This is a genomic window from Chryseobacterium sp. HNCC26DJ239 (assembly GCF_057180445.1).
Map to the genome: position 1 here is coordinate 1 of NZ_JBXUGJ010000004.1, position 21,627 is coordinate 21,627.

Annotated in this window: 18 protein-coding genes; 2 read left to right on the forward strand and 16 right to left on the reverse strand. The window is 34.3% G+C overall.

Features of this window, described 5'->3' with window-relative positions; all coding sequences use genetic code 11:
- The 13 genes from AC2A1D_RS09145 to AC2A1D_RS09205 all read right to left on the reverse strand — a co-directional run.
- The coding region (locus AC2A1D_RS09145; protein WP_484043334.1) for a hypothetical protein at positions 1 to 609 on the reverse strand (609 nt) is incomplete at its 3' end.
- Positions 610 to 618: 9 nt separating this feature from the next.
- A complete protein-coding gene (rfbD, locus tag AC2A1D_RS09150; protein ID WP_484043335.1) occupies positions 619 to 1,479 on the reverse strand; it encodes a dTDP-4-dehydrorhamnose reductase in 861 nt (286 codons plus the stop codon).
- Position 1,480: 1 nt separating this feature from the next.
- A complete protein-coding gene (locus AC2A1D_RS09155; protein WP_484043336.1) occupies positions 1,481 to 1,966 on the reverse strand; it encodes an acyl-CoA thioesterase in 486 nt (161 codons plus the stop codon).
- 70 nt (positions 1,967 to 2,036) lie between these two features.
- Positions 2,037 to 2,540, reverse strand: a complete 504-nt coding sequence (locus AC2A1D_RS09160) for an OmpH/Skp family outer membrane protein (protein ID WP_484043337.1) — start codon at positions 2,538 to 2,540, stop codon at positions 2,037 to 2,039.
- A gap of 74 nt (positions 2,541 to 2,614) precedes the next feature.
- The gene (locus AC2A1D_RS09165; protein WP_484043338.1) at positions 2,615 to 3,154 is read right to left on the reverse strand and encodes an OmpH/Skp family outer membrane protein; all 540 of its coding nucleotides are present in this window, start codon (positions 3,152 to 3,154) and stop codon (positions 2,615 to 2,617) included.
- A 2-nt stretch (positions 3,155 to 3,156) separates the two neighbouring features.
- Positions 3,157 to 5,694 (reverse strand): outer membrane protein assembly factor BamA, encoded by a 2,538-nt coding sequence (bamA, locus tag AC2A1D_RS09170; protein WP_484043339.1) that lies wholly within the window; start codon positions 5,692 to 5,694, stop codon positions 3,157 to 3,159.
- A 29-nt stretch (positions 5,695 to 5,723) separates the two neighbouring features.
- Positions 5,724 to 6,473, reverse strand: a complete 750-nt coding sequence (uppS, locus tag AC2A1D_RS09175; RefSeq protein WP_484043340.1) for a polyprenyl diphosphate synthase — start codon at positions 6,471 to 6,473, stop codon at positions 5,724 to 5,726.
- Positions 6,474 to 6,480: 7 nt separating this feature from the next.
- A complete protein-coding gene (porG, locus tag AC2A1D_RS09180) occupies positions 6,481 to 7,374 on the reverse strand; it encodes a type IX secretion system protein PorG (RefSeq protein WP_484043341.1) in 894 nt (297 codons plus the stop codon).
- A 307-nt stretch (positions 7,375 to 7,681) separates the two neighbouring features.
- Entirely contained in the window at positions 7,682 to 10,171 is a 2,490-nt protein-coding gene (locus AC2A1D_RS09185) for an exopolysaccharide transport family protein (RefSeq protein ID WP_484043342.1), read from the reverse strand.
- Between the two features lies 1 nt (position 10,172).
- Positions 10,173 to 11,015 (reverse strand): polysaccharide biosynthesis/export family protein, encoded by an 843-nt coding sequence (locus tag AC2A1D_RS09190; protein ID WP_484043343.1) that lies wholly within the window; start codon positions 11,013 to 11,015, stop codon positions 10,173 to 10,175.
- Between the two features lie 32 nt (positions 11,016 to 11,047).
- Complete coding sequence (locus AC2A1D_RS09195) at positions 11,048 to 12,178, reverse strand: glycosyltransferase family 4 protein (protein WP_484043344.1); 1,131 nt, start codon at positions 12,176 to 12,178, stop codon at positions 11,048 to 11,050.
- A gap of 37 nt (positions 12,179 to 12,215) precedes the next feature.
- Positions 12,216 to 13,220 (reverse strand): glycosyltransferase family 2 protein, encoded by a 1,005-nt coding sequence (locus AC2A1D_RS09200; RefSeq protein WP_484043345.1) that lies wholly within the window; start codon positions 13,218 to 13,220, stop codon positions 12,216 to 12,218.
- Positions 13,221 to 13,309: 89 nt separating this feature from the next.
- On the reverse strand, positions 13,310 to 14,380 hold the full coding sequence (locus tag AC2A1D_RS09205) for a formimidoylglutamase (protein ID WP_484043808.1): 1,071 nt from the start codon (positions 14,378 to 14,380) through the stop codon (positions 13,310 to 13,312).
- A 131-nt stretch (positions 14,381 to 14,511) separates the two neighbouring features.
- Between AC2A1D_RS09205 and AC2A1D_RS09210 the strand changes: the two genes are divergently transcribed.
- On the forward strand, positions 14,512 to 15,678 hold the full coding sequence (locus AC2A1D_RS09210; protein ID WP_484043346.1) for a retropepsin-like aspartic protease: 1,167 nt from the start codon (positions 14,512 to 14,514) through the stop codon (positions 15,676 to 15,678).
- Between the two features lie 297 nt (positions 15,679 to 15,975).
- Here the strand turns inward: AC2A1D_RS09210 and AC2A1D_RS09215 are convergent, their stop codons facing one another.
- Positions 15,976 to 17,064, reverse strand: a complete 1,089-nt coding sequence (locus AC2A1D_RS09215) for a glycoside hydrolase family protein (protein WP_484043347.1) — start codon at positions 17,062 to 17,064, stop codon at positions 15,976 to 15,978.
- 153 nt (positions 17,065 to 17,217) lie between these two features.
- Between AC2A1D_RS09215 and AC2A1D_RS09220 the strand changes: the two genes are divergently transcribed.
- Complete coding sequence (locus AC2A1D_RS09220; RefSeq protein ID WP_484043348.1) at positions 17,218 to 17,676, forward strand: hypothetical protein; 459 nt, start codon at positions 17,218 to 17,220, stop codon at positions 17,674 to 17,676.
- Positions 17,677 to 17,726: 50 nt separating this feature from the next.
- On the opposite strand, the gene topA is transcribed toward AC2A1D_RS09220, so the two are convergent.
- Together topA and AC2A1D_RS09230 are read right to left on the reverse strand one after the other, a co-directional pair.
- Positions 17,727 to 20,297, reverse strand: a complete 2,571-nt coding sequence (gene topA, locus AC2A1D_RS09225) for a type I DNA topoisomerase (protein WP_484043349.1) — start codon at positions 20,295 to 20,297, stop codon at positions 17,727 to 17,729.
- Positions 20,298 to 20,344: 47 nt separating this feature from the next.
- On the reverse strand, positions 20,345 to 21,490 hold the full coding sequence (locus tag AC2A1D_RS09230) for a hypothetical protein (protein WP_484043350.1): 1,146 nt from the start codon (positions 21,488 to 21,490) through the stop codon (positions 20,345 to 20,347).
- Positions 21,491 to 21,627 lie beyond the last annotated feature (137 nt).

The window sequence follows — 21,627 nt, forward strand, 5'->3', positions numbered from 1 at the left end:
AGATTTTAAGTTGAGGCCGCCTACTCCGCTGTCGTCTGCTTTTACTTTTGAGGATGAAACCAGGAAGTAATAACTTGTATTCTCGGTTTTTGTTTGGACTTTTATCGTGGAGCCTAAAAGTTTTTTGGTAGAAACCGTATATATTTCTCCAACTTCTGCTGGAATTTCAATAAACGACCTTGGCGCTAGAATATAATCGGTATTGTTCACTCTAATTTTTTGGTCTTTGTCTGAAGAAGCAAAAATATAAATTTTCCCTTTTGAGCTATCGAACACACTTTTTGGTGTATAATATAAACTCAAACGGTAATGCACAGGATCAAACTTAGCTAAAGAACCGTCTACTTTTTCAAATGGTTTAAAGCAAAAAGAATTTGCACCCACTTCTTTTGCTTTTTTATAAACTGCCGAAAAAATTTCTGGGTCATCTTTTGTGAAACCGCGAACTTCTACTTCACCAAGATATTCCGAGTTGTGATTTTTCTCAGAAAGGAAATAAAAAAATTTATCTTTATTGTCGTGCACTTTTTCTACCTTATTCAAAAGAACATTCTGTGCAAAAAACAGCTGCGCACAAATAAGGAAAAGCAAGGTTTGAAATTTATTCATCCTAAAATATTAGTTCTGAAGAATTGCGACTGCCTCTTGAAGGCTATTTTCCCAATGCTTTGGTTCAATTTTATAAAATTTTTCGATTTTTTCTAAATTCATCGTGCTGCGTTTTGGCCTTTTTGCAGGCGTTGGATATTGCTCGGTTGTTAAAGCATTGAGTTTAACTTTAGATCCAGAAAATTCGGCAATTTTTTGCGCAAATTCAAACCAAGTTGTTTCAGGATAGTTTGAAAAGTGAAAAATACCGTAGGTTTTTTGTTCAGAAGTGATGATTTTCATAATTGCTTCTGCCAAATCGTTGGAATTGGTTGGTTGCCCAAACTGGTCTGCAACAATTCCAAGTTCGTCTTTTTGAGCAAATAAATTTAGCATTGTTTTCACAAAGTTTTTATTAAACTCAGAATACAACCAAGAGGTACGAAGAATGATTGTTTTCGGGTTATTATCCAAAGCACTTTCCTCTCCTTCTCTTTTTGACGCTCCGTAGACACCGATTGGATTGGTGAAATCGTCTTCAGAATAATCTAAATTGGTTTCGCCATCAAAAACATAGTCTGTTGAAACGTGAATGAGCGTGGTTTTATATTCTTTACAAACTTCTGCCAAATTTGCGACACCTTCTGCGTTCACAGCAAAAGCCTTTTCTTCTTCTTTTTCTGCTAAATCTACTGCAGTATATGCAGAAGCGTTGATACAGAATTCAGGTTTATTATCGTAGAAAAAATCTTCAATTTGATCTTTATCTGTAATATCTAATGTTTTTGAATCGGTGAAAATAAACTCATATTGATTTTCAAAATCTTGAGAAATTTTTCTGATACAGTTTCCCAACTGACCGTTTCCTCCAATAACCGCTATTTTTTTCATATTATGAGTTTTTTGCATTTTGTACTCTTAAAAATTTAACTCTCGACTGAAAATCTTTTTGATCCAAGTCTACATAAAATTTACCAAAGGTTTCGATAATATCTTGAGGGTGCGTTTCTGAACGTCTTGTTTTCACGTTAAAATAAATAACTGTAACCCAAAGAACCGCATGAATTGTCTTTTCGTCAAGACTTTTCATTAAAATCTCCACTTTGGCAGTACGCTCACCAACATCGATGGTTTTACTGCTAATAACAACCTGCGTGTTGTAACGCACTTCCCTAAGATAAGCGATCTCGTTCTGAACGGCAATCCACGTGCATCCTGTTTTTTTTGTATATTCTTCGTAGGTAAAACCGTAAAAAGTCTCCACGTGATCTTCTCTTGCATTGAACATGTAATCTAAATATTTTACATTATTAAGATGTCCTAGAGGATCACAATCATTAAACCTAACTTTTACCGTAGTCGATACTTCTCTTTCCATGGCACAAAAATAAAAAAACCACCTTTAATATAACATAAAGGTGGCTATTATTATTGGGTTATTAAATAAATTACTTAATTCCTAATTCTTTTTTTACAGCATCAGTGATGTCTGGACCATTTTTGTAAACAAGAGACGTAGAGTTACCATCTAAGATATACTCATAACCAGCAGCTTTAGAAACTTTTTCGATTGCTGCATTCAGCTTAGTTTCAATTGGATTGAAAGCTGCATCTTGCTTAGCTTGAAGATCTTTTTGAGCTTTTTGCTGCATAGCAGTAATCTCGTCCTGAAGTTTTTTCATTTCTTCACCTCTAGCTTTGTTTTCTGCTTCAGTTTTACCTTGAGCTTCTTTCATATAAAGGTCATACTTAGTTTGAGCTGCTTCCATTTTCTTTTTAATCTCAGCTTCTTTAGTATCTGTAAATGTTTTAAGATCTGCATCTGCTTTCTTTTTCTCAGGCATTGCGTTAAGAACTCCGAAAACGTCTAAAGTAGCTACTTTTTGCGCTTTAGCCATTCCGAAAGAGGCCATCATCAATATCGCTGCAAATAATACACTTAATTTTTTCATAATAGGTAAGTAAATAATTTTTGTTTTTTCTTTGATTGCAAAAATAGTAAAAAGTTAATAACTGCAATCTTAATTTATTTTTTGCTCTTTTTGTCTTTATCTTGATCTTTTAAAAGAATGTCTAAAACCTTATCGGTATAGTCGAATCTTTTCTGAAGGAAGATCACATTATTTTCTGTTTTATCTAAAACCATCCCCAAACCATTCTTTTCAGACATTCTCTGGATTGCTGCCCAAATCTGGTCTTGGAAAGGTTGCATTAAGTTTGCTCTTAGTTTGCTAATTTCACCAGCCGAGCCAAATCTTAAGCTTGTAGTAGTTTTTATATTTTTCTCTAAATCTAAAACTTCCTTTTCACGAAGTCTGAGTTGATCTCCAATTAATAAAACTTTTTCGTTTTCAAAAGCTGATCTCTTTTTTTCGTAGTCAGACTGTAAGGTTTGCAATTCTTTTTCCCAAGTATCGATCTGTGAATTGAGCCTAGCTTCAGCCTCTTTATATTGTGGAAGCATTCCCAAAATATATTCTGTATCTACCACTCCCACTTTTTGTGCATTCACAAAAGAAAGTGCAGAAAAAACGAAAACAAAAATAAAAGCTTTTAAAATTTTCATAATTATAAAGATTGGTTCATTAAGAAGTGAGTCTTCCAACCAGCCGGTTCTGTTCCCAAAATAGTTTTATCGAAACCATAAGCGAAGTCAAAACCAATCAAACCAAAGGCTCCCATATAAACTCTTACCCCTACACCCATCGATCTTTTAAGTTGGAAAGGATTGTAGGTAGACCAAGTATTCCATACGTTACCACCTTCAGCAAAAGTAAGTGCATATATCTTTGCGGTTTGGCTCATTGAGATTGGATATCTTAATTCTAACGTAAATCTGTTATAAATAGTACCTCCTCCTCTTGGTGTAATATCATCAATGGTACCTCCGTAAGTAGAAGCATTTTCATAACCTCTTAAAGGGATAAGCTCTCTACCGTCGTATCTACCACCAAAAAGCCCGGTTCCCCCTACGTAGAACCTTTCGAAAGGTGGAGCTCCAAGAGCTTTATCATATCCATCCATGAATCCCATTTCGGCAGAAGATCTCAATACAAGTTTACCTAAAACTTCGTTATACAAATCTGCTTTAAACTTGATTTTGTAGAACTCCATCCATTTATACTTGTCGATATTCGACATTGTAGAATAGTCTTTATTCTTAAACAATGAGTATGGTGGCGTAAATTTACCAGATAATTCAACATTTGAACCCATCGTTGGGAAGATTGGATCTACCCCTGCAGAGTTTCTGCTTAAACCGATGTTTAAACTGAAGTTGTTTGCACTACCATAATATTCTGTAGACGATCCAAATTCAAATGGATAATTGCTAAAGTCATATTTCTGATACTGTAAACCAGTATAAAGGGAGAAATAATCATCTGGCCATTTTAGAAGTCTATTCAACCCAGTAGACGCTGAGAAAATATTAAGCTTTTGATCTGGGCCAACAACTTGATTATAGTTTACCCTAGAATTATTCACACTTACAGAAAGAGCTGTAGGTCTTGTACCGAACAACCATGGTTCTGTAAATGAGATACCATAATTCTGGAAGTACTGCCCTGCTTGCGCTTGAATAGAAAGTGTTTGCCCGTCTCCTTGAGGTACAGGTTTAAAGTCTTTAAACTTCAGGAAGTTTCTTAATGAAAAATTATTAAAAGTAAGTCCTAAAGTTCCGATAAAGCTGTTACCACCGTAACCTGCTTGAAGCTGAACCTGAGAAGAACCCTTTTCTACTAATTTCCAGTTAACATCTACTGTATTATCCTGAGGATTTGGGTTTATATCCTGTCCGATTTGCTGAGGATCAAAGAATGACATCCCTGCAAGATCGAAATAAGTTCTTTTTATCTCTGTTTTCTTGAAAAGCTCTCCCGGTTTTGTTCTCAGTGAACGAAGAATAACATGGTCGTGCGTTGTTGTATTTCCTTCCCAAGTAACACGGTTCCAAGTAGCTTGTTCGCCTTCAGTAATTCTGATTTCAAGATTTACCGCGTTTCCTGTAACCGATTTTTCTACCGGAGTAACATTTGAGAAAAGGTACCCATTATTCATATAGATAGATTTGATGTCAGAATCATCTTCTTTACCACCATCTTCACCTACTTTTTTGTTGAATCCTACTGCATCGTAAATATCTCCTTTTTTGTAACCAAGCATTCTTTGAAGATACTCGGTAGGATATATTGTATTTCCGGTAAATGTAATATCACCAATGTAATATTGCTTACCTTCGTTCAACTTTACATTGATCTCGTAGTTATTTTTTTTATTTCTCCACACAGAATCAGAAACAATCGCAGCATCTCTGTATCCTAAAGAATTGTAATAGCTTACAAGACTTTGTTTATCTTCTTTATATTTTTCTTCAATAAACTTAGAAGACTTCATAATACCTCCAATCCCGAATCTCTTCTGTTTGGTTTCTTTAAATGCTTTCTTTCTAAGTTTTGCATCAGTTACGTTATTATTGCCTTCAAACTCGATATGGCTAATTTTGACTCTCTTACCTTTGTCAACATTAATCGTCCAATCGACCATGTTTGGATCATTAGCATTCACTTTATCCTGAATACTAATACTTGCATCCGCAAATCCTTTTTTAACATAATCTTTAGGAATATTGGTTTTCAGACCTGAAATAAGGTTTTGGGTAATCTTGGTTCCTGGTTTCAGATTATTATCTTTTGCCAGTTTTTCATTTTTAGATTTACCAATTCCTTTCCCTGTAAATTTTACTTCTCCAAGCTCTTTAAGATCCTGAAGATAGAATTTTAAAACTACAGTTTCACCTTCAATACTTTCAATATATACTTCTACCTCAGAAAAAGACTGTGTATCCCAAAGTTTTTTGATCGCACTGCTGATCTTTTGTCCTGGAATATCCACAATTTCTCCTTTTGATAAACCTGTAAATCTAAAGATTTGAGCAGGTGTATATTTTTTTACCCCATCCACAACAATATCTTTGAGAGTATATGCTCCCTGTTGATTTTCTGCCAGAACTCCGGTGCTTACCGCGGTGCTGTCCTGTGGTGTTACTTGTCCATAAAAATGTGCAGAAGCCGCAAACATAATGATGGGTAATAATCTAAACTTCATTTTATCGTAGTCTTTCTTTTCTAAAAAATTTACTGGATTTGTATTTGTTCCCCTGTAAGGCCGTACCTTCTTTCTTTGTTTTGATAATCTACAATACATTGAAAGAAAATGTCTTTGGTAAAATCTGGCCAAAGAATATTCAAGAATTGTAGTTCTGCATATGCTATTTGCCAAAGAAGAAAATTGCTAATTCGCACTTCTCCACTAGTTCTAATAAGCAGATCTACAGGTGGGAAATCTTTTGTATATAAATAGTTTTCAAATAACTCTTCGTTAATCTCTTCTGTTTTTACTTTTCCTTCTTTCACATCAGCACTGATTTTTTTTACGGCAGAAAGAATTTCTTCCTGAGAACCATAGCTAATTGCGAGGATTAGATTGCCTTTGGTATTATCTTTGGTAAGATCTACCACATGCATGAGCTGGTCTTTTACCAAGGGAGAAAGTTTATCTACGTTACCGATAACATGCAGACGCAGTCCTTTAGTAAAAATTTCTTCAGCTTCAAGCAAAAGCGTTTCTGTAAGAAGGTTCATTAAAGTACTAACTTCTTCTTCAGGACGATTCCAGTTTTCAGATGAAAATGTATAAAGTGTAAGGTAAGGAATATGTATTTCGTTACATGCATTAATTGCATTTCTTACCGCATTAATGGCGTTTTTATGGCCAAAAGTTCTTTGTTCTCCTCTAGATTTTGCCCATCTACCGTTACCATCCATAATGATAGCGACGTGCTTAGGCAATTTTTCTGGGTCTATTTTTTCTTTAATCAACGACATAATTGAATTAATCACAATAACATGGTGGCCTACCAAAAGAGTAAGTAAGACCAAGGCTGAATGTATTCAACCAATCTCTATTTTCAGAATCTCCTAAACTTCTTTTGTTGATGAATTCTTTTTCTCTTTCTTTAGCAACAACATAATAGTTTCCAGTTTGCAACAATGAGCCTCCTGTAGCTGGGTTTAAGATATCTCCATTGAAGCTTGAGTTTACATCTGTCTTCAAAATTTTGCTATGATCTAGCTGATCTGTAATAGCAAGCCTGAAAGTAGCTTCTGCAAAAACTGCCCATCCGTGGTTAAATTTATACTTCAAACCAACACCAAATGGTACAATTGGCGCAATTTTATTTCCTAAAGAGTAGTCTACAGTAGTTACAAAGTCTAGCTCATCAATTGGTGCTTGTGCAACTCCGTTGGCATCTCTTCTATAATCGTGTTTTACCGTAGCTTTAGGAGCATCAAACATAATTCCTCCGAAACCGGCAAAGATGTATGGGCTTACCATGCTCATTTGCTCGTTGTTTACTGGGAAGAAGTTGTATTCGAACAATAAACTTGCTTCATAGATATTGTTTTTCCCGTAGGCATTACGGTTCCTTCTATATTCTTCTTTAGCGGCTTTATCACTAAACTGAACTTGGTTGTACCCAAGGTCTAATCTAACAGTTTGGTACGGATTGAAATTAAATCTATATAATAACCCACCATAAAAAGGAAATCCCCACTCGGAAGCTCTGTCTAAATCCAAAGGTTTCTGCAGAATATAATTTGTTTTGCCGATATCGCCAACAAGATTACTCATCCCAAGTCGAATTCCCACTTCGTTTCTTTGAGCTTTCACTGATACCATTACACTCATCATGGCAAGGAAGCTAAACAATAATTTTTTATTCATAAAAGAATACGGATTTATGGTTATTTTAAAATTTAATTTTTGCAAATATAAAACATTTTTATATTAATGATAATCTTAATGATTAGTTAAAAATAAACAAAAAAACATAATTAATTAGTATCTAAACGGCAAAATGTTAAAAATATTCTTTTTCTGCTATTCTAAAGCCGATTTCCAAATTTTAGACAGCTTTATATTTCTTTTGCATACTGCATAAAAAAAATTTAAAAACCTTTTATTTTAAAACTTCCTCAATTTTACAATTCTTATCAAAAACTAACCCCTCTTGAAGAAGGGCTAGTTATTTTTATTTTTTACCAAAATACTCATTAAACAAGTTTTTGAGACGGATTAGGAATGGTTCTTTATAGTTCCTATCTTCATCAAAGTATCCATATCCATAGCCGTAACCATAGCCGTAACCGTAGCCGTAACCTTGTTTTGTATTGTAATCGTTATAAACAAAACCGAGTTGTTTAACTTCTCCATCGTGATATTTTTCGGTAATCATCTTCATCATATATTTTTCTGTGTACTCATGCCTTACAACATAAATATTGGCATCCGAATGCTTCATAAGATCAAATGAGTCTGCTACCAAACCAACCGGAGGTGAATCTATCACAATAAAATCATACATTGTACGAAGTTGCTCGATGAACTGAATATTCTTTTCACTCATTAAAAGTTCCGAAGGATTTGGCGGAATTGGCCCTGATGTAACTACATCCAGATTTGGAATCTTGGTTTTGTTGATTACCTTATCGATAGACACCTCTCCTGTAAGATAGTTTGAAATACCAAATTTGTTATCGATTTTAAAATCGTTAAAAATTTTTGGTTTTCTAAGATCCATCCCCAACAAAATGGTTTTTTTATCACTTAATCCCAAAACAGAAGATAAGTTAATCGAGACATAAGTTTTACCTTCTCCTCCAACCGAAGAAGTTACCAATATTACTTTGCTTTTATTAGCATCCCCCCCTAGAAAACGTAAATTAGCACGAATTCCTCTAAATGATTCTGCAACCGAAGATTTGGATTGCTCTAAAACCGTCAACATACTGTCTCCATTTCCGTTATTTCCAACAACCCCAATTAATGGAATTCTTGTAACGCTTAGCAATTCTTTAATGCTTCTTACTTTGGTGTCTAACAGTACTCCAATCACCAAGATAAGTAAAGGTATAGCAAGTAATCCTCCAATAATCATCGTTTTTGTGCCTTTCACATTGGGACCGATCGGACCTTGACCTAAGTTTTTAGCAGGGTCTATCACAGAGATGTCAGATTTATTTGTTGCTAACCTTAGTTGGCTTTCGTTTTGTCTAGATAAGATACTGTTGTACGTAGCTTCAATCATATTATAGCCGCGCTCTGCATCCAGATATTTTCTTTGCTTTTCAGGATAGGTATCTAAATCCATATTCATCATAGCAATTTCTCGATCTATCTTTGCAACTTCGCTGTTATAAACATTGTAGTAGTTGCTAAGCGCTCCGTTAGAATTTACCCTTGCCTCACTAATCAGCCTATTGATTTCTCTCATAGGCTCAGAGTTTGGAGTATAAATGGTAGCCATTTCTCTTCTCTTTGCGTACAAAGCTTTCATTTCTGACACAGAAGCCTGAAACAGCCCGTCTTGGAAGCCTGCAGCAGATGTACTGATCATTTTCTCAAAATTTTGTCCGTCTACATTTCTACGGATCGTATTTAAAGAACTTAGTTTACTTACAATATCTGCTTTCTTAGCTTCTAATTCTTTTATTTTTTGGATAGCCTTTTCATCTCTATCTTTAATATCGTAAAGCTTTTCGGTAGTTTTGAGATAATTCATTACCTGCGCGCTAGAATCCAATTTTTTACGGATTTTTGCTAAATTTTCATCAAGGTAATCTTTAGTATTAAGGTCTACCGTGTTTTTATCAATCGTTCTTTTCTTCTGAAGCTCTTCAACAGATTTGTTTAGAAAACTTACCGTACTGTTTAGATTATAACCAGATTTTGTGATAATCATGATGGTATTGATTTCTTTATCAAACTCAATCCCCATGGTGTTTACAATACCATTTACGGCATCATTTACTGGAGAAAGCTCAACAATAATATTCTCCAGCTTAATGGCAAGTGTCTTTGGGTTTGGAACCAACCTAAATCTAAGATTGGGTGTGGTGTACCATTGATTTACTTTAATCGTTTTATTTTCTGGTCTAGAATACGGATCGATATTGCTATAGCCTTCGTATTGATAACTATAAAGAATGGTAGATTCTCCCTCTTCAGGCAGTTGTACTTCATAATTATCATTTCCTTTAGGTATAATCGTAATCGGATAATTTACCTGCTGAAGATGCTTTTTGTCTACTTCTACAAATACAGGAGAATCTTCCCTATCAAGATATGTCGCTTTTATTACACCTTTAGTTTTATAATTTACAAACAAACCTAATTCTTTTACTAAAAATTCGTTGTGTGTACGAGAGAGCAACATTTTTTTAAGAAAAATCCCGTCCTGATTTCCTCCTTGCCCCCAAATAAAGTTAATAGACTGGCTTGGAGTGAAATAACTTGCTGTATTATTAGAAACACTTAATGATAAACTTGAAGCATAAACATTCTGTGCGTAATACTTACCATAAATATGCGCAATACCATACCCTATTAAAAACGCAAAAACAAAAAGATACCAATTCCTGATTACTCTTTTAATGAAATGCTCGATATCGAAAAAGGCAAAAGAACTTCCTTTTTCTTTATGCTGTATTTTATCTGCTTTTTTTTCTTTTTCTGGAATCATATTAAAGATTTTTAATAAGTAGATATAGTGATAAAGCTGTCGTAAATGCCGTAACTCCGGTCATGATAGTCTGAACAGGATCTTTTCCGAAACCATTAAGACTTTTCCTTCTGGTGCTTAAATAGATCTCGTCTCCGTTTTGAACATAATAATAAGGAGAGTTCATCACATCTTCTCTTGTAAGGTCAATTTTAGCCACTTTAATTCCTTCAGGGTATTTTCTGTGAATCACAATATTGGTTCTATCAATGGTGCGGTTTAAACCTCCATTCATAGAAATTGCTTCAGATAAGTTTAATGTATTTTTCATCGCAACTTTTTCGCCCGTCATTCCAGTAGTTTCTACATCACCTAAAATATAATAAGTAATTCCTGCTGTTGTTAAACGAACCTCAGATTTCCCCTCCTGAAAGTTTTCGTTTACTTTCTCCTGAATGTCTTTAGAGATCTCCGCAATAGTTCTACCTTCAGCTTTAATAAATCCTATCCCGAAAATATTGATATCTCCAGTAGGCTCTACTTTAAGCCCTGTAAAATAAATCATTGCGCTTCCTCCATTTCCACCACCACCGGCAACGTTAATACTTGTTCCGGTATTGATGTTTCCATTGGTTCCGTAGAGTGACGAATAAAACTGAGCTGCATCTCCTTTTGGTGTGGTCACAATATCTAGCTTTAAGATATCGTTCTTCGTAACCCTGTACACTGGAATATTATATGGAACAAGCCCTTCTTCGTTAATCACCAAGCTTTCGCTAGGCTGCATATACTTCACGTCTTTTGGTGTAATACACGAAATGATAAAGAATGGGAGAATTAAAAATAGATAATTAATATTTTTCATTAATGAGTTTGATTGAATTACAAAATAGAATTTTACACTTTAGCCTCGCTTTTCTGTGTTTTTAAAAGGCATATCATATCTGGCAAATACGCTCCTATAAAACCAAGAAATAATACTACTACCAACAACAGATTTACTTCAATATGTCGTAAATAATAGGCAACAGCCACAATCATAAGATAATAACACATGATGTAAAAACTTGATCTTCTGTGTGTAAGGTTCATCCTAAGAAGTTTGTGGTGTATATGATTTTTATCTGCTGAAAGTACAGATTTTCCGGTAATAAGCCTTACAATAATTACATTAAGCGTATCTACAATTGGAAGAATAAGAATCGCAACAGCAATAGCCGGTGCCGCCTGTAAATAATAACGAGGCATCCCAGGAATTTTCTTATCGATAAAAATATCAATGAAGCAAACCGCCGTAAAAGCCAGAAGAAAACCGAGTAACATAGACCCTGTATCTCCCATAAATATTTTCGTATTCCGGTAATTAGACATATTGTAATACAAAAATGCCAATACAGAACCAATAATACAGACCGACAAAATTACCAATGGATAATTATAGCTTCCCAATCTAAAATAACTAATCCCAAATAATGCACTACATAAGAGCGAGTAACCTCCGGCTAAACCATCGATTCCATCAATTAAATTGAATGCATTAATAAGTATAATAAATGTAACAACTGTAAAAATAACGCTGAAATAATAATTCAGCTCATAAATCCCAAAGATTCCAAAAAAGCTGCGTATACGAACGTCGGAACCCATCACAATAAGTACCGAAACCAAAATCTGAGCAATCAGTTTTTTGTAAGCTCTCATCACCATGATGTCATCCATCACACCAATATAAAGCAAAATAATAAGCGAAGCGAAAAGAAATTTATACAAATCGAAAATTTCGTAGGCAAAAACCGACGCACAAATTCCGATAGAATAGAAAATAGCAATTCCTCCCAAATTAGGAATTTTTCTGAGATGAGAACTCCTTTGTCCAGGCTCATCCATAAGATTTTTTCTTCGAGAAATTCTAATAATTGTAGGAACAGAGTAAAATGTTATAACGAAACTAAAAAGCATCGCCAAACCCACTTTTAGATAAAAAAATGGCAATCCTGTATGCTGCAAGAACAATTCAAAATTCTTCATTCTAGTTTTTGTTGTACTGCCCAATTAGCAGCAACTTTTACAGAAACCTTCTCAAGCTACCATAAAAACCACCAAAATAAAGCAGATAATAAATTTTTTTCTTCGTCGGCAAAGATAAAAGATAATTCTTATCAAACCTCCTGTAAAATAAGATATCTTTAATTTTAACATTTCTTTCCCGTCTGAAACGATCCAATTCAGTGCTCATCTTTACAAAAACGTCATCATCTTTTACATAGGCGAGATAAGCTAAAAAAGTATAAACACCTTCCAAAATCTGAAAATTCTTAAGTTCAGATTTCCTCCCTGCATATCGAGATTTTTCAAAAGAAAACTCCACATCTTGCACCGCTTTTAGAATATCCAATCCCCGTTCTGTGTGGGTTTTGGTAATAGAATCGGTTCTTTCCAAATATTGATAATAATATTCTTGAGTTTGAGCAATCGTTTTGCAGCAAAGTAAAAGCTGCGGAACTAATTGAATATCTTCAAAATGCACTCTTCTTTTGAATCTTTTACCCTCAAAAAGCTCTTTTTTAAAAAGCTTATTGCACGCAAAATAACTCAGATCTGAAAATACGGAAAAATTACTTTCCAAATCAATTTTTTCAGGCATATTTGGTATTTGCGTCAATTTTTGTGTGATTTTTCCGTTCTGATCAACTTTCTGAATGTTACAAATCACCATTTCAGCATCGTGCTTTATAGCGAGATGATACATTTCTTCAAACATCCTTTCAAAAACATAATCATCACTATCAACAAAGCCAATAAAATCTCCGGAAGCGTGGTCGAGTCCAAAATTTCGGGCATCACTCAAACCTCCATTTTCTTTGGTAAAAGATTTTATTTTGTTCGGATATTTAGTCGAAAAATCGTCAATAATTTTCTGCGAACCGTCTTTACTTCCATCATTTACAATAATAATTTCGATTTCGTCTAAAGTTTGTTTCACCAAAGACAAAAGACATTTCTCCAGATACAATTCTACGTTGTAAACGGGAACAATTACCGAAACTTTATTTGCGTTTAGACTGGTCATTACCAATATTTCGCAGCTTCGCTGCTCTTAATTTCAAAGTTTATTTTTTTCTTTACCAACATTTCGCGGCTTCGCCGCTTCACAAAAAACTAATCTTTCGTAAATCTGGGACTTAGCCATCCTTTCTTCGCATCATCAAAATCTTTTCTGGAGCAAGGAATACAGTTTTCGATGTTTTCATCATCTCCAAAATACCAAAGATTGCTGAATGTATCGCGTTTGAAAGCATATTGTCTTTCATTAATTAAGACATAAAAGAGTTCGTATTGTCTTTCTTTCGGATGCGAACGCTGAATATTGATTCCTTCTATTAAATACCAAAGCATTTGTGCTAAAAGCTGATGATTCAGTTTATTATCTGAATAAATATTATAGTTGAAAATCCCTACAGATTTCAAATTTTCGCTCAACCCGATTTCTTTCATGTACGCGCAGATTTCTCTACGATTCAACCCATTTACTTGCGGATTCATCGAAAAAGCGTCGCTAAAACTTTCAATAGCATCGCAATTTACCGTTACCAAATCTGCTTTTCTAAAAAAAGGCTCGGTTTTTTCGGTAGAATTCATCATTTCGGCGAGACGAACGATATCGAATTCTACTTCTTTTATCAACTTTACCGAATCGTTTTCATTTAAATGTTTTTGATATCCTAAATGATGATAATTTTTTATAGAGAAATTTTTTGCCCCAAAAATCTTACCTAGAAAAGTATATTCATTAATTTCTTCGCCTTGTTTTAGCGAAATGATATTGCTGATTTGCGTATAATTGATATGATTTTGATGAAAATTCAGCCCAGAAAAAAGCGAAAACGCAAAATCATTAGAACCTCCCACAATAACCGGAATTGCTCTTTTGTAATGACAAGCCGATAAAACTTCCTGCAAAACATAATGTGAATCTTGAACAGATTTCCCAGAAACCAAATCTCCCAAATCCACAATCGGAATCTCGAAATCGAGCTGAGAAAGTTGGTAAAACTCTTTACGAATTGCCGTAAAATCTTGCACTTCAGCGTCGCCATTTGCCCCACGATAATCGGACACAAACAGAAGAACAATGCTGTCTTCTTTTATTTCTTTGGTAATTCTGTTTCCGATTTGCCAGTTTTCTGTCTTGAAATTTCTTGGCGAGATGATAAAATCTTCAAAATTCATGCTTCCGATTCCGTTTAATAGTTTCAAAAATATTAAAATAAATTTGATTAAGTCTTTCAAAATTTAAATTTTACTACATTCAGATATATGCTTTTTCTTTACATTTAGATAAAATTTCAAAAACACAACTCATGAAAAAAAGATTCCGCATTCTTCTAATTGTTTTTGCATTTATTCAAAGTCAACTTCATGCACAAACAGTTACAACAGACAATCCCAACAAAGTCTCTTTTGAGATTGACGGATTGATTATTTTTAAAGGAATAATTGATGGAAAAGAAGCAAATATAGTTTGGGACAATGGTTTTTCTAATACAACGGTTGACCAAAATTTCTACAAAAGAAATAATTTAAAAGAACTAAAAGAAACAGCGCAAGTTATTGATGCAAACGGAAAAAATTTCGATGTAAAGAAAACTGTTATTAAATCTTTTCAATTTGGTGACACATCATTCTCTAACTTCCCTATTGATATAGCCGACCTTTCTGTATTCCCAATGAAGATAGATGCAATTCTGGGAGCCGATATCATCAATCAATATGTTTGGAATTTCAATTTTGATAATAATGAATTTCATTTCTCAAAAAATCAGATAACACAAAAAACTATTTACGAAATTCCGTTCTCAATAGGAAAAAAATATGTTAATAATCATACAATGGACGCCTATATTAACAACAAACCTTTAGAAATACAAATTGATTTCGGCGACAGCTCTCAATATCTTACTGTAAAAACAGATTCTTTTGAAAAGCTTTTCAACAAAAAAAGAAAACTCACAATTGAAGGATGGGGAGATATTGGTGCTGCTGGAAGAGGTAATAATAATACATATCTATTTTCAGACAATAGCTATTCATTCAATTTGGGAAGCGCCAAATTACCCCGAAAACAAACTCCTTACGCAGAGAACAGAGACAATATAATTTATTCAGCGACTTTAGGTTTTCAATTTTTTAGAAAATTAGGAAATCTTATTATTGACCCATTTACCAAAAAATATATGATTTATCCTTTCTCGAAATCTCTTGAACCATATAATTTTTCAAGTTTCGGATTTTATTTATATGCAAACGAAGGCAAGATAATCGTTGCAAAAGTAATAAAGGAAAGCGATAATATTAGAAAAAATAAGATTGCAGTAGGTGATATTTTAAAGTCAATCGACGGTCACGAAGTATCCTATTTTAAAAGCTTTCAGTCAATTCGTGATTACTTAGATTCAAAAAAACAAATAAAAATTATTACAGATACAAACGAAGAAATTACTTTAAACAGAGAGTATTATTTTAAATAAAGGCACACAAACATTAATACCCATTGTGGTAAAAATAAAATTTAACACCAGGAGCGCAACGATTTTTTAAAAGTGCTCCGCATATTTTTTCGGTCGCAAGGGCGCTCTGCTCAGCAAATGAAAGCTGAAAAAATTATGTAACATAAAAAACTAAAAATACACAAACACATCTAATACAGAAACCCTTGTGAACTCTTGCTGAGCGAAGCCTCCTCTCAACTTTGCGTTAAAAAAACCATCAACAAAATTTGCTGATGGTTTACAGTAATAAATATTAAGAATTAAGTATATAAAAAATTAATGCTTTAAAATTTCAAAAACAAAGGTGGTTGATGTCTCGAATTTTCCTCCCTGTGTCGCTCCGAACAAAAATCTTGGTGTTTTTCCGTCTTTGTCTAAAAGTAACATTGGGCGTTCTAATCTTCCGAAGCGTTTCAAATGTTTAGGCGGCTCTGCTTCTTTGATGTATTGTTTCAAATCTAAATAAGCCACTTCAGGTTTCGTCCAATTTACGTCATCTTTTGTGGTGAGATGCAAACCATATTCATGGTTATAAAAACCCATATCTCTTGCAATCATGTGAAATTTTCCTTTCTGTTTCCACACAAAAGCATCTTCTAGTTGTGCATTATTGGGCATCGAAGAAAAATCAATAACAGGATTTTCAGAAATCTTCACGTAAGGACCTTCTGGACGGTCGGCTTTTGCCAAACCATATTTTCGGTTTCCTCGTACTGCGCCTTTTTGCGTTTCGTATTCGTGAGTGTTCCAAGATTTGTAGAACAACCAGTATTTTCCGTCATTACCTTTTACAAAAGCAGGATTGGTGGTGCAATGATCGTCCCAAGAACCTTCTTTTCCTGGCAAAAGCAAGGGTTCGTCTGGTCTTTTCCATGGTCCTTCAAGACTTTTTGAAGTCGCCAAACCGATTCTTTTGGTATTTGTTTTTCCGTTTGAAGTTCCCATGAAAAACAAATAATATGTATCATCAACCTTTTTAATTAAAGGATTATGACAAGTTGTGGCATCCCAAAAACCTTCACCTCTCGGATTTAAAACCACCTCTTGATGCACAAATTGCGCAAAAGGCGAATCGGCAACCGCTCTGCAGATTTCAGAACCATTGAGCCAACCTCCCATTCCTTTTTCTTTCTTCCATCGTGAGTAGAAAAGATGTACTTTCCCGTCTTCTCCCCAAATTGGCGAACTGCACCAAATGTAATATCCATCGAGCTCCAAAGAGCGACCAATAGGTTTTAGTTTGAAATAAGGCTTCTCGTTTTCCTCAAACAATTGCGTAAACGACGAACCAAACAAAACAGCAGCCATCCCCAAACCAGAGATTTGTAAAAATTCTTTTCGTGAAAAGTTTTGGGACTGCGTCATATCATCAAATTCACTTCAGCCAAGTTAACAGGATTGATTGTGGAGAGCATCCTGCACTTTCGGGGTTTAAAATCTTTTCTTTCATATTTTAGTTTAAATTTGTTTGGTAGTACAAACCGTAACAACAAATAAAAAAATTCACACAAATTACTCATGAAAAAAGGGTATTTCCGATACATTAACTATAGTTTATCTGTCTTATTCATCATAATAACAGGGCTAGTTGTTTATTGGTATTACAATCCTTCTGTTGATAATAGAGATTTTGATTTAGAATTTAGAGTCTCTAATGAAAATAAAAACTTTTATAAAGAAAGAAACAAAAAAATTGACCCTAAAAACTTCACCTACAATGATGAAAAATACATCAATGATGTGGATAAATATGAATTGACCATTCATTCTTTAGATATCATCAACGGAAATGAGAGAATTATCATTGTAAAGGACAGTTTAGACAAAAAGCACGATTTCAAAGTGGCTAATATTACTTACAAAGATAAGAACGGGAAATATTCTTCTCCTACAATTGAACATAGAAATGATTCTGTCTTTATTATTCAAAATATACTAAATGAAAACAATTTACTTTTTAAAGGGAAGAAAAATTAGATAATATTGAAAACAAAAAAGCACAGACCAAAAATCTGTGCTTTGCTTTTTTATTTCTTCGCTGCCGATTTTTTTGCGGCTGGCTTTTTTGCTGTTGTTGTTTTCTTTGCAGGTGCTTTTTTAGCGGCTGGTTTTTTCTTTTCTGCAAAGGCTTTTGGGTCTTGTGCAGTAATCCATTTTTTAACCTCATCGAGAGAGACGTCTTTCAAATCGTCTGCTTCGTATTTGGTATCGTCTTTTTTCTTCGGAATTTTATAAATATTCTTTCCGTGTTTTACGATAGGGCCCCATCTTGCATTTTCTATGGAGATTTTCTCTGCTTCCCAGTGTTGAATGTATCTGTTGGCTTCTTTTTCAAGTTTAGCATCAATCAATTCGTTGATGTCGCTTTGCGAAAGATTTTCAAAATCATAACGCTTAGGAACATTCACAAAAATATCTTTATACTTAATAAAAGGGCCGAATCTTCCCGCTCCTTTCGTTACAGGTTCGCCTTTGTAAGTTGCGATTGGCGCATCTGCTTTTTTCTTTTCAGCGATAATTTCTTCTGCACGACTTTGGTCTACAGAAAGCGGGTCTTCACCTTTTGGAATGCTAATGTAGGTTTCTCCCCACTTCACATAAGGACCGAATCTTCCAACACCGATAGAAACAGATTGCCCATCAACTTCATTTAAATCGAAAGGAAGTTTGAACAATTCTAAAGCTTCCTCTAAAGTAATGGTTGCAATGTTTTGTCCAGCCATCAAAGAAGCAAACGTTGGTTTTTCTTCATCTTCGGTTTCCCCAATCTGAATCATTGCACCAAATCTACCGATTCTTGCATGTACATTTTTACCTGTTTTAGGGTCTACACCTAAAAGCCTGTCGCCTGTTGCTCTGTCTGCATTTTCTTCTACGTGTTCAATTCTTGGGTGGAATTTTGAGTAGAAATCCGTCATCATTTCTTTCCATTTCTGACCTCCGTTTGCAATTTCGTCGAAGCTCTCTTCAACTCTTGCCGTGAAACCGTAATCTAGAATTTCTTTGAAGTTATCTGTCAAGAAATTACTTACCACTTCACCGGTGTCTGTAGGAACGAATTTATTTTTATCCCCTCCGAATTTCTCATCAAGGACTTCTTTTTTAATTTTATCTTTTGCTAAAGAAATTTTTACCACTTCTCTGGTTTGTGGTTCAATTTCTCTTTTATCAACATATTCACGGTTCTGAATAGTTTGAATTGTCGGCGCATAAGTTGAAGGACGACCAATTCCCAGTTCTTCCAGTTTTCTTACCAACCCAGCTTCCGTATATCTTGCGCTTGGTCTTGTGAATTTTTCTGTTGCTGTAATTTTTTTATAGTCTAAAACTTCTCCAACTGTTACTTTTGGAAGTAGTTTTTCGTTGTTTTCTTCATCATCTTCCTCAGTTTTTACGATTCCGTATGCTTTTAAGAAACCATCAAAAATGATCACTTCACCTTGCGCTTCAAAATGTTGCGGAAGTTTTGCATTGCCAATTTCGATAATAGTTTTCTCGATTTTAGCATTTGCCATTTGGGAAGCCAATGTTCTTCTGTAAATTAATTGATACAATCTGTTCAACTGTGCATCACCAATGCTTTTTACTGCAAAATCTGTCGGGCGAATCGCTTCGTGAGCTTCCTGTGCAGAAGCCGATTTTGTTGTATAATTTCTTGGCGCAGAATAATCTGCTCCGTATTCTGAGATGATTTGTTTTTTAGCCCCTTCAATCGCTTCCTGAGAAAGGTTTACCGAGTCGGTTCTCATATACGTAATGTACCCTTCTTCATACAATCTCTGTGCAAGACGCATGGTGTTGGTTACGTTATATCCTAATCTTGAAGAAGCTTCCTGCTGCAATGTAGAAGTGGTAAATGGCGCAGATGCAGAACGTGTTCCTGGTTTTGTTTCAACATTTAAAACTTTAAACTCGGTAGTTCTTGCTTGTTCTAAGAATTTTTCTGCGTCTTCTTCTTTATCAAAGTCTTTTTTAAGCTTTGCTGAAATTTCCTGAGATGTTTTATTTAAGAAAACTCCATCTACTTTAAAGCTTGCTTTTGGGGTAAACTCACGAATTTCTTTTTCTCTTTCTACAATTAATCTTACCGCAACCGATTGTACTCTACCTGCAGATAAACCTGGTTTTACTTTTTTCCAAAGAACAGGAGACATTTCGAAACCTACGATTCTGTCTAAAACTCTTCTCGCCTGTTGTGCGTTTACTAGGTTTTGGTCTATATCTCTAGGATTTTCGATAGATTTTAAAATCGCATTTTTGGTAATCTCATGAAAAACGATTCTTTTTCTGTTGTCTGGTTTCAATTTCAGTTCTTCCGCCAAGTGCCATGCAATAGCCTCTCCTTCGCGGTCTTCATCGGAAGCCAACCAAACCATTTCGGCTTTTTTTACAGCAGCTTTAAGCTCTGTAACCAACTTCTTCTTATCTGCCGAAACTTCGTAATCTGGGCTAAAGGTAGCAAGGTCTATCCCCATTCCTTTTTTAGGCAAATCTCGGATGTGCCCAAAACTGGACTTCACCTCGAAATCTTTACCTAAATATTTCTGAATAGTTTTTGCCTTTGCCGGAGACTCGACGATAACTAAATTTTTCGACATTCCTGAAATTTTTTGCAAAAGTAAGCCTTTTTTTAATATAGGGTGGCTCACATCATTTTATTTAACAATTCTACCGGCGAAATAAACGCTCGGTAAAGAAATCCTTCCCAAGTAAAACCTCTTCCCGACATCTCTACTCTATATAGCAAAGAAAATAATATAAAGAGAAATGCGATACTATTTTTACTTTTATTTACTGAAAACTCCAAAACCTCATCTTTACTGCGTTTTGGAAGCAACAGACTGAACAAAATAATTATAAAAATCATGTGAATATATAACCATCTTCCCCAATCGATTGCAAGATAAAATAAGGGTAATGAAAACAAAAAAGTCAACACTAAAGCAATAGACAAAAACTTTTGACATTTTTGATACTTTAAATAAACCGCTACATGTGCAACACTTATTAAAAAGCTGATGACATACAAACGATATTCCGAAAAATGGTCTACAAAATACTTTCTTTCATCAAAATTCCAGAAAAAAATACCTTTAGTGAGAACCACGCCTCTTTCTTTTAAAATTTGAAGTGAATGACCTTCATTAATTTCCTTTCCTAAAAAGAAAATCAAACAAGCCGGAATTACCGTTGCTAAAATATATTTCAGATATCTTTTAATTTCAAACTTTCCGTTTTTAATGTACAGCGCGATGAGAAAATAAGGAACAAAAAACACGGTAATTTCATGGAAAAACATGGCAACAAACAATGCCAAAACCACAATGTATTCTTTGAATTGATTTAAATTGTCTTCATCTAAAAGTTTCACAAAAACTGAAAAAATAAAAAAGATAATCATCTCTTTTTTACCTACATAATCTACACAATTGAAGATTCCTATAAAACCAATTGCCGAAAAAAGCAACGACAAATAAAGTAGATCCGGGCTTTTTCTTTGAATGATTTTATAATAAGTATAGAAAAACCCTGAAATAATAATGACTTGAAAAAAATAGACAATATAATGTAGCCTAAAACCCGTAATATCCTGAATCAGAAAAAAGAAACTTCCAGAAAGACCTCTTCTTTTAAAACCTCCGTCTTGGTAATTAATGAGCCAGTCTCCCAAAATATATCCATCCGAATTTCGGTTGTGAATAAAGGTAAAAAAAAGCGCAAAAATTGCCGTTGCCAAAATCAAAAGATTAAGGACAAGTCTTACGGTGAACAAGTTTTGGATTTTTTTCAAATGAGTGGTTTTTCAATAAAAAAGAACTGAAACTGCTGAAGAATCTGCCTTTTCTTATTTCTTGTTGTCAAAAATAGGAATTATAGCGAATTCTAAAAACAATTTCAGTTCTGATTTTAAATTTAAACTGAATGATG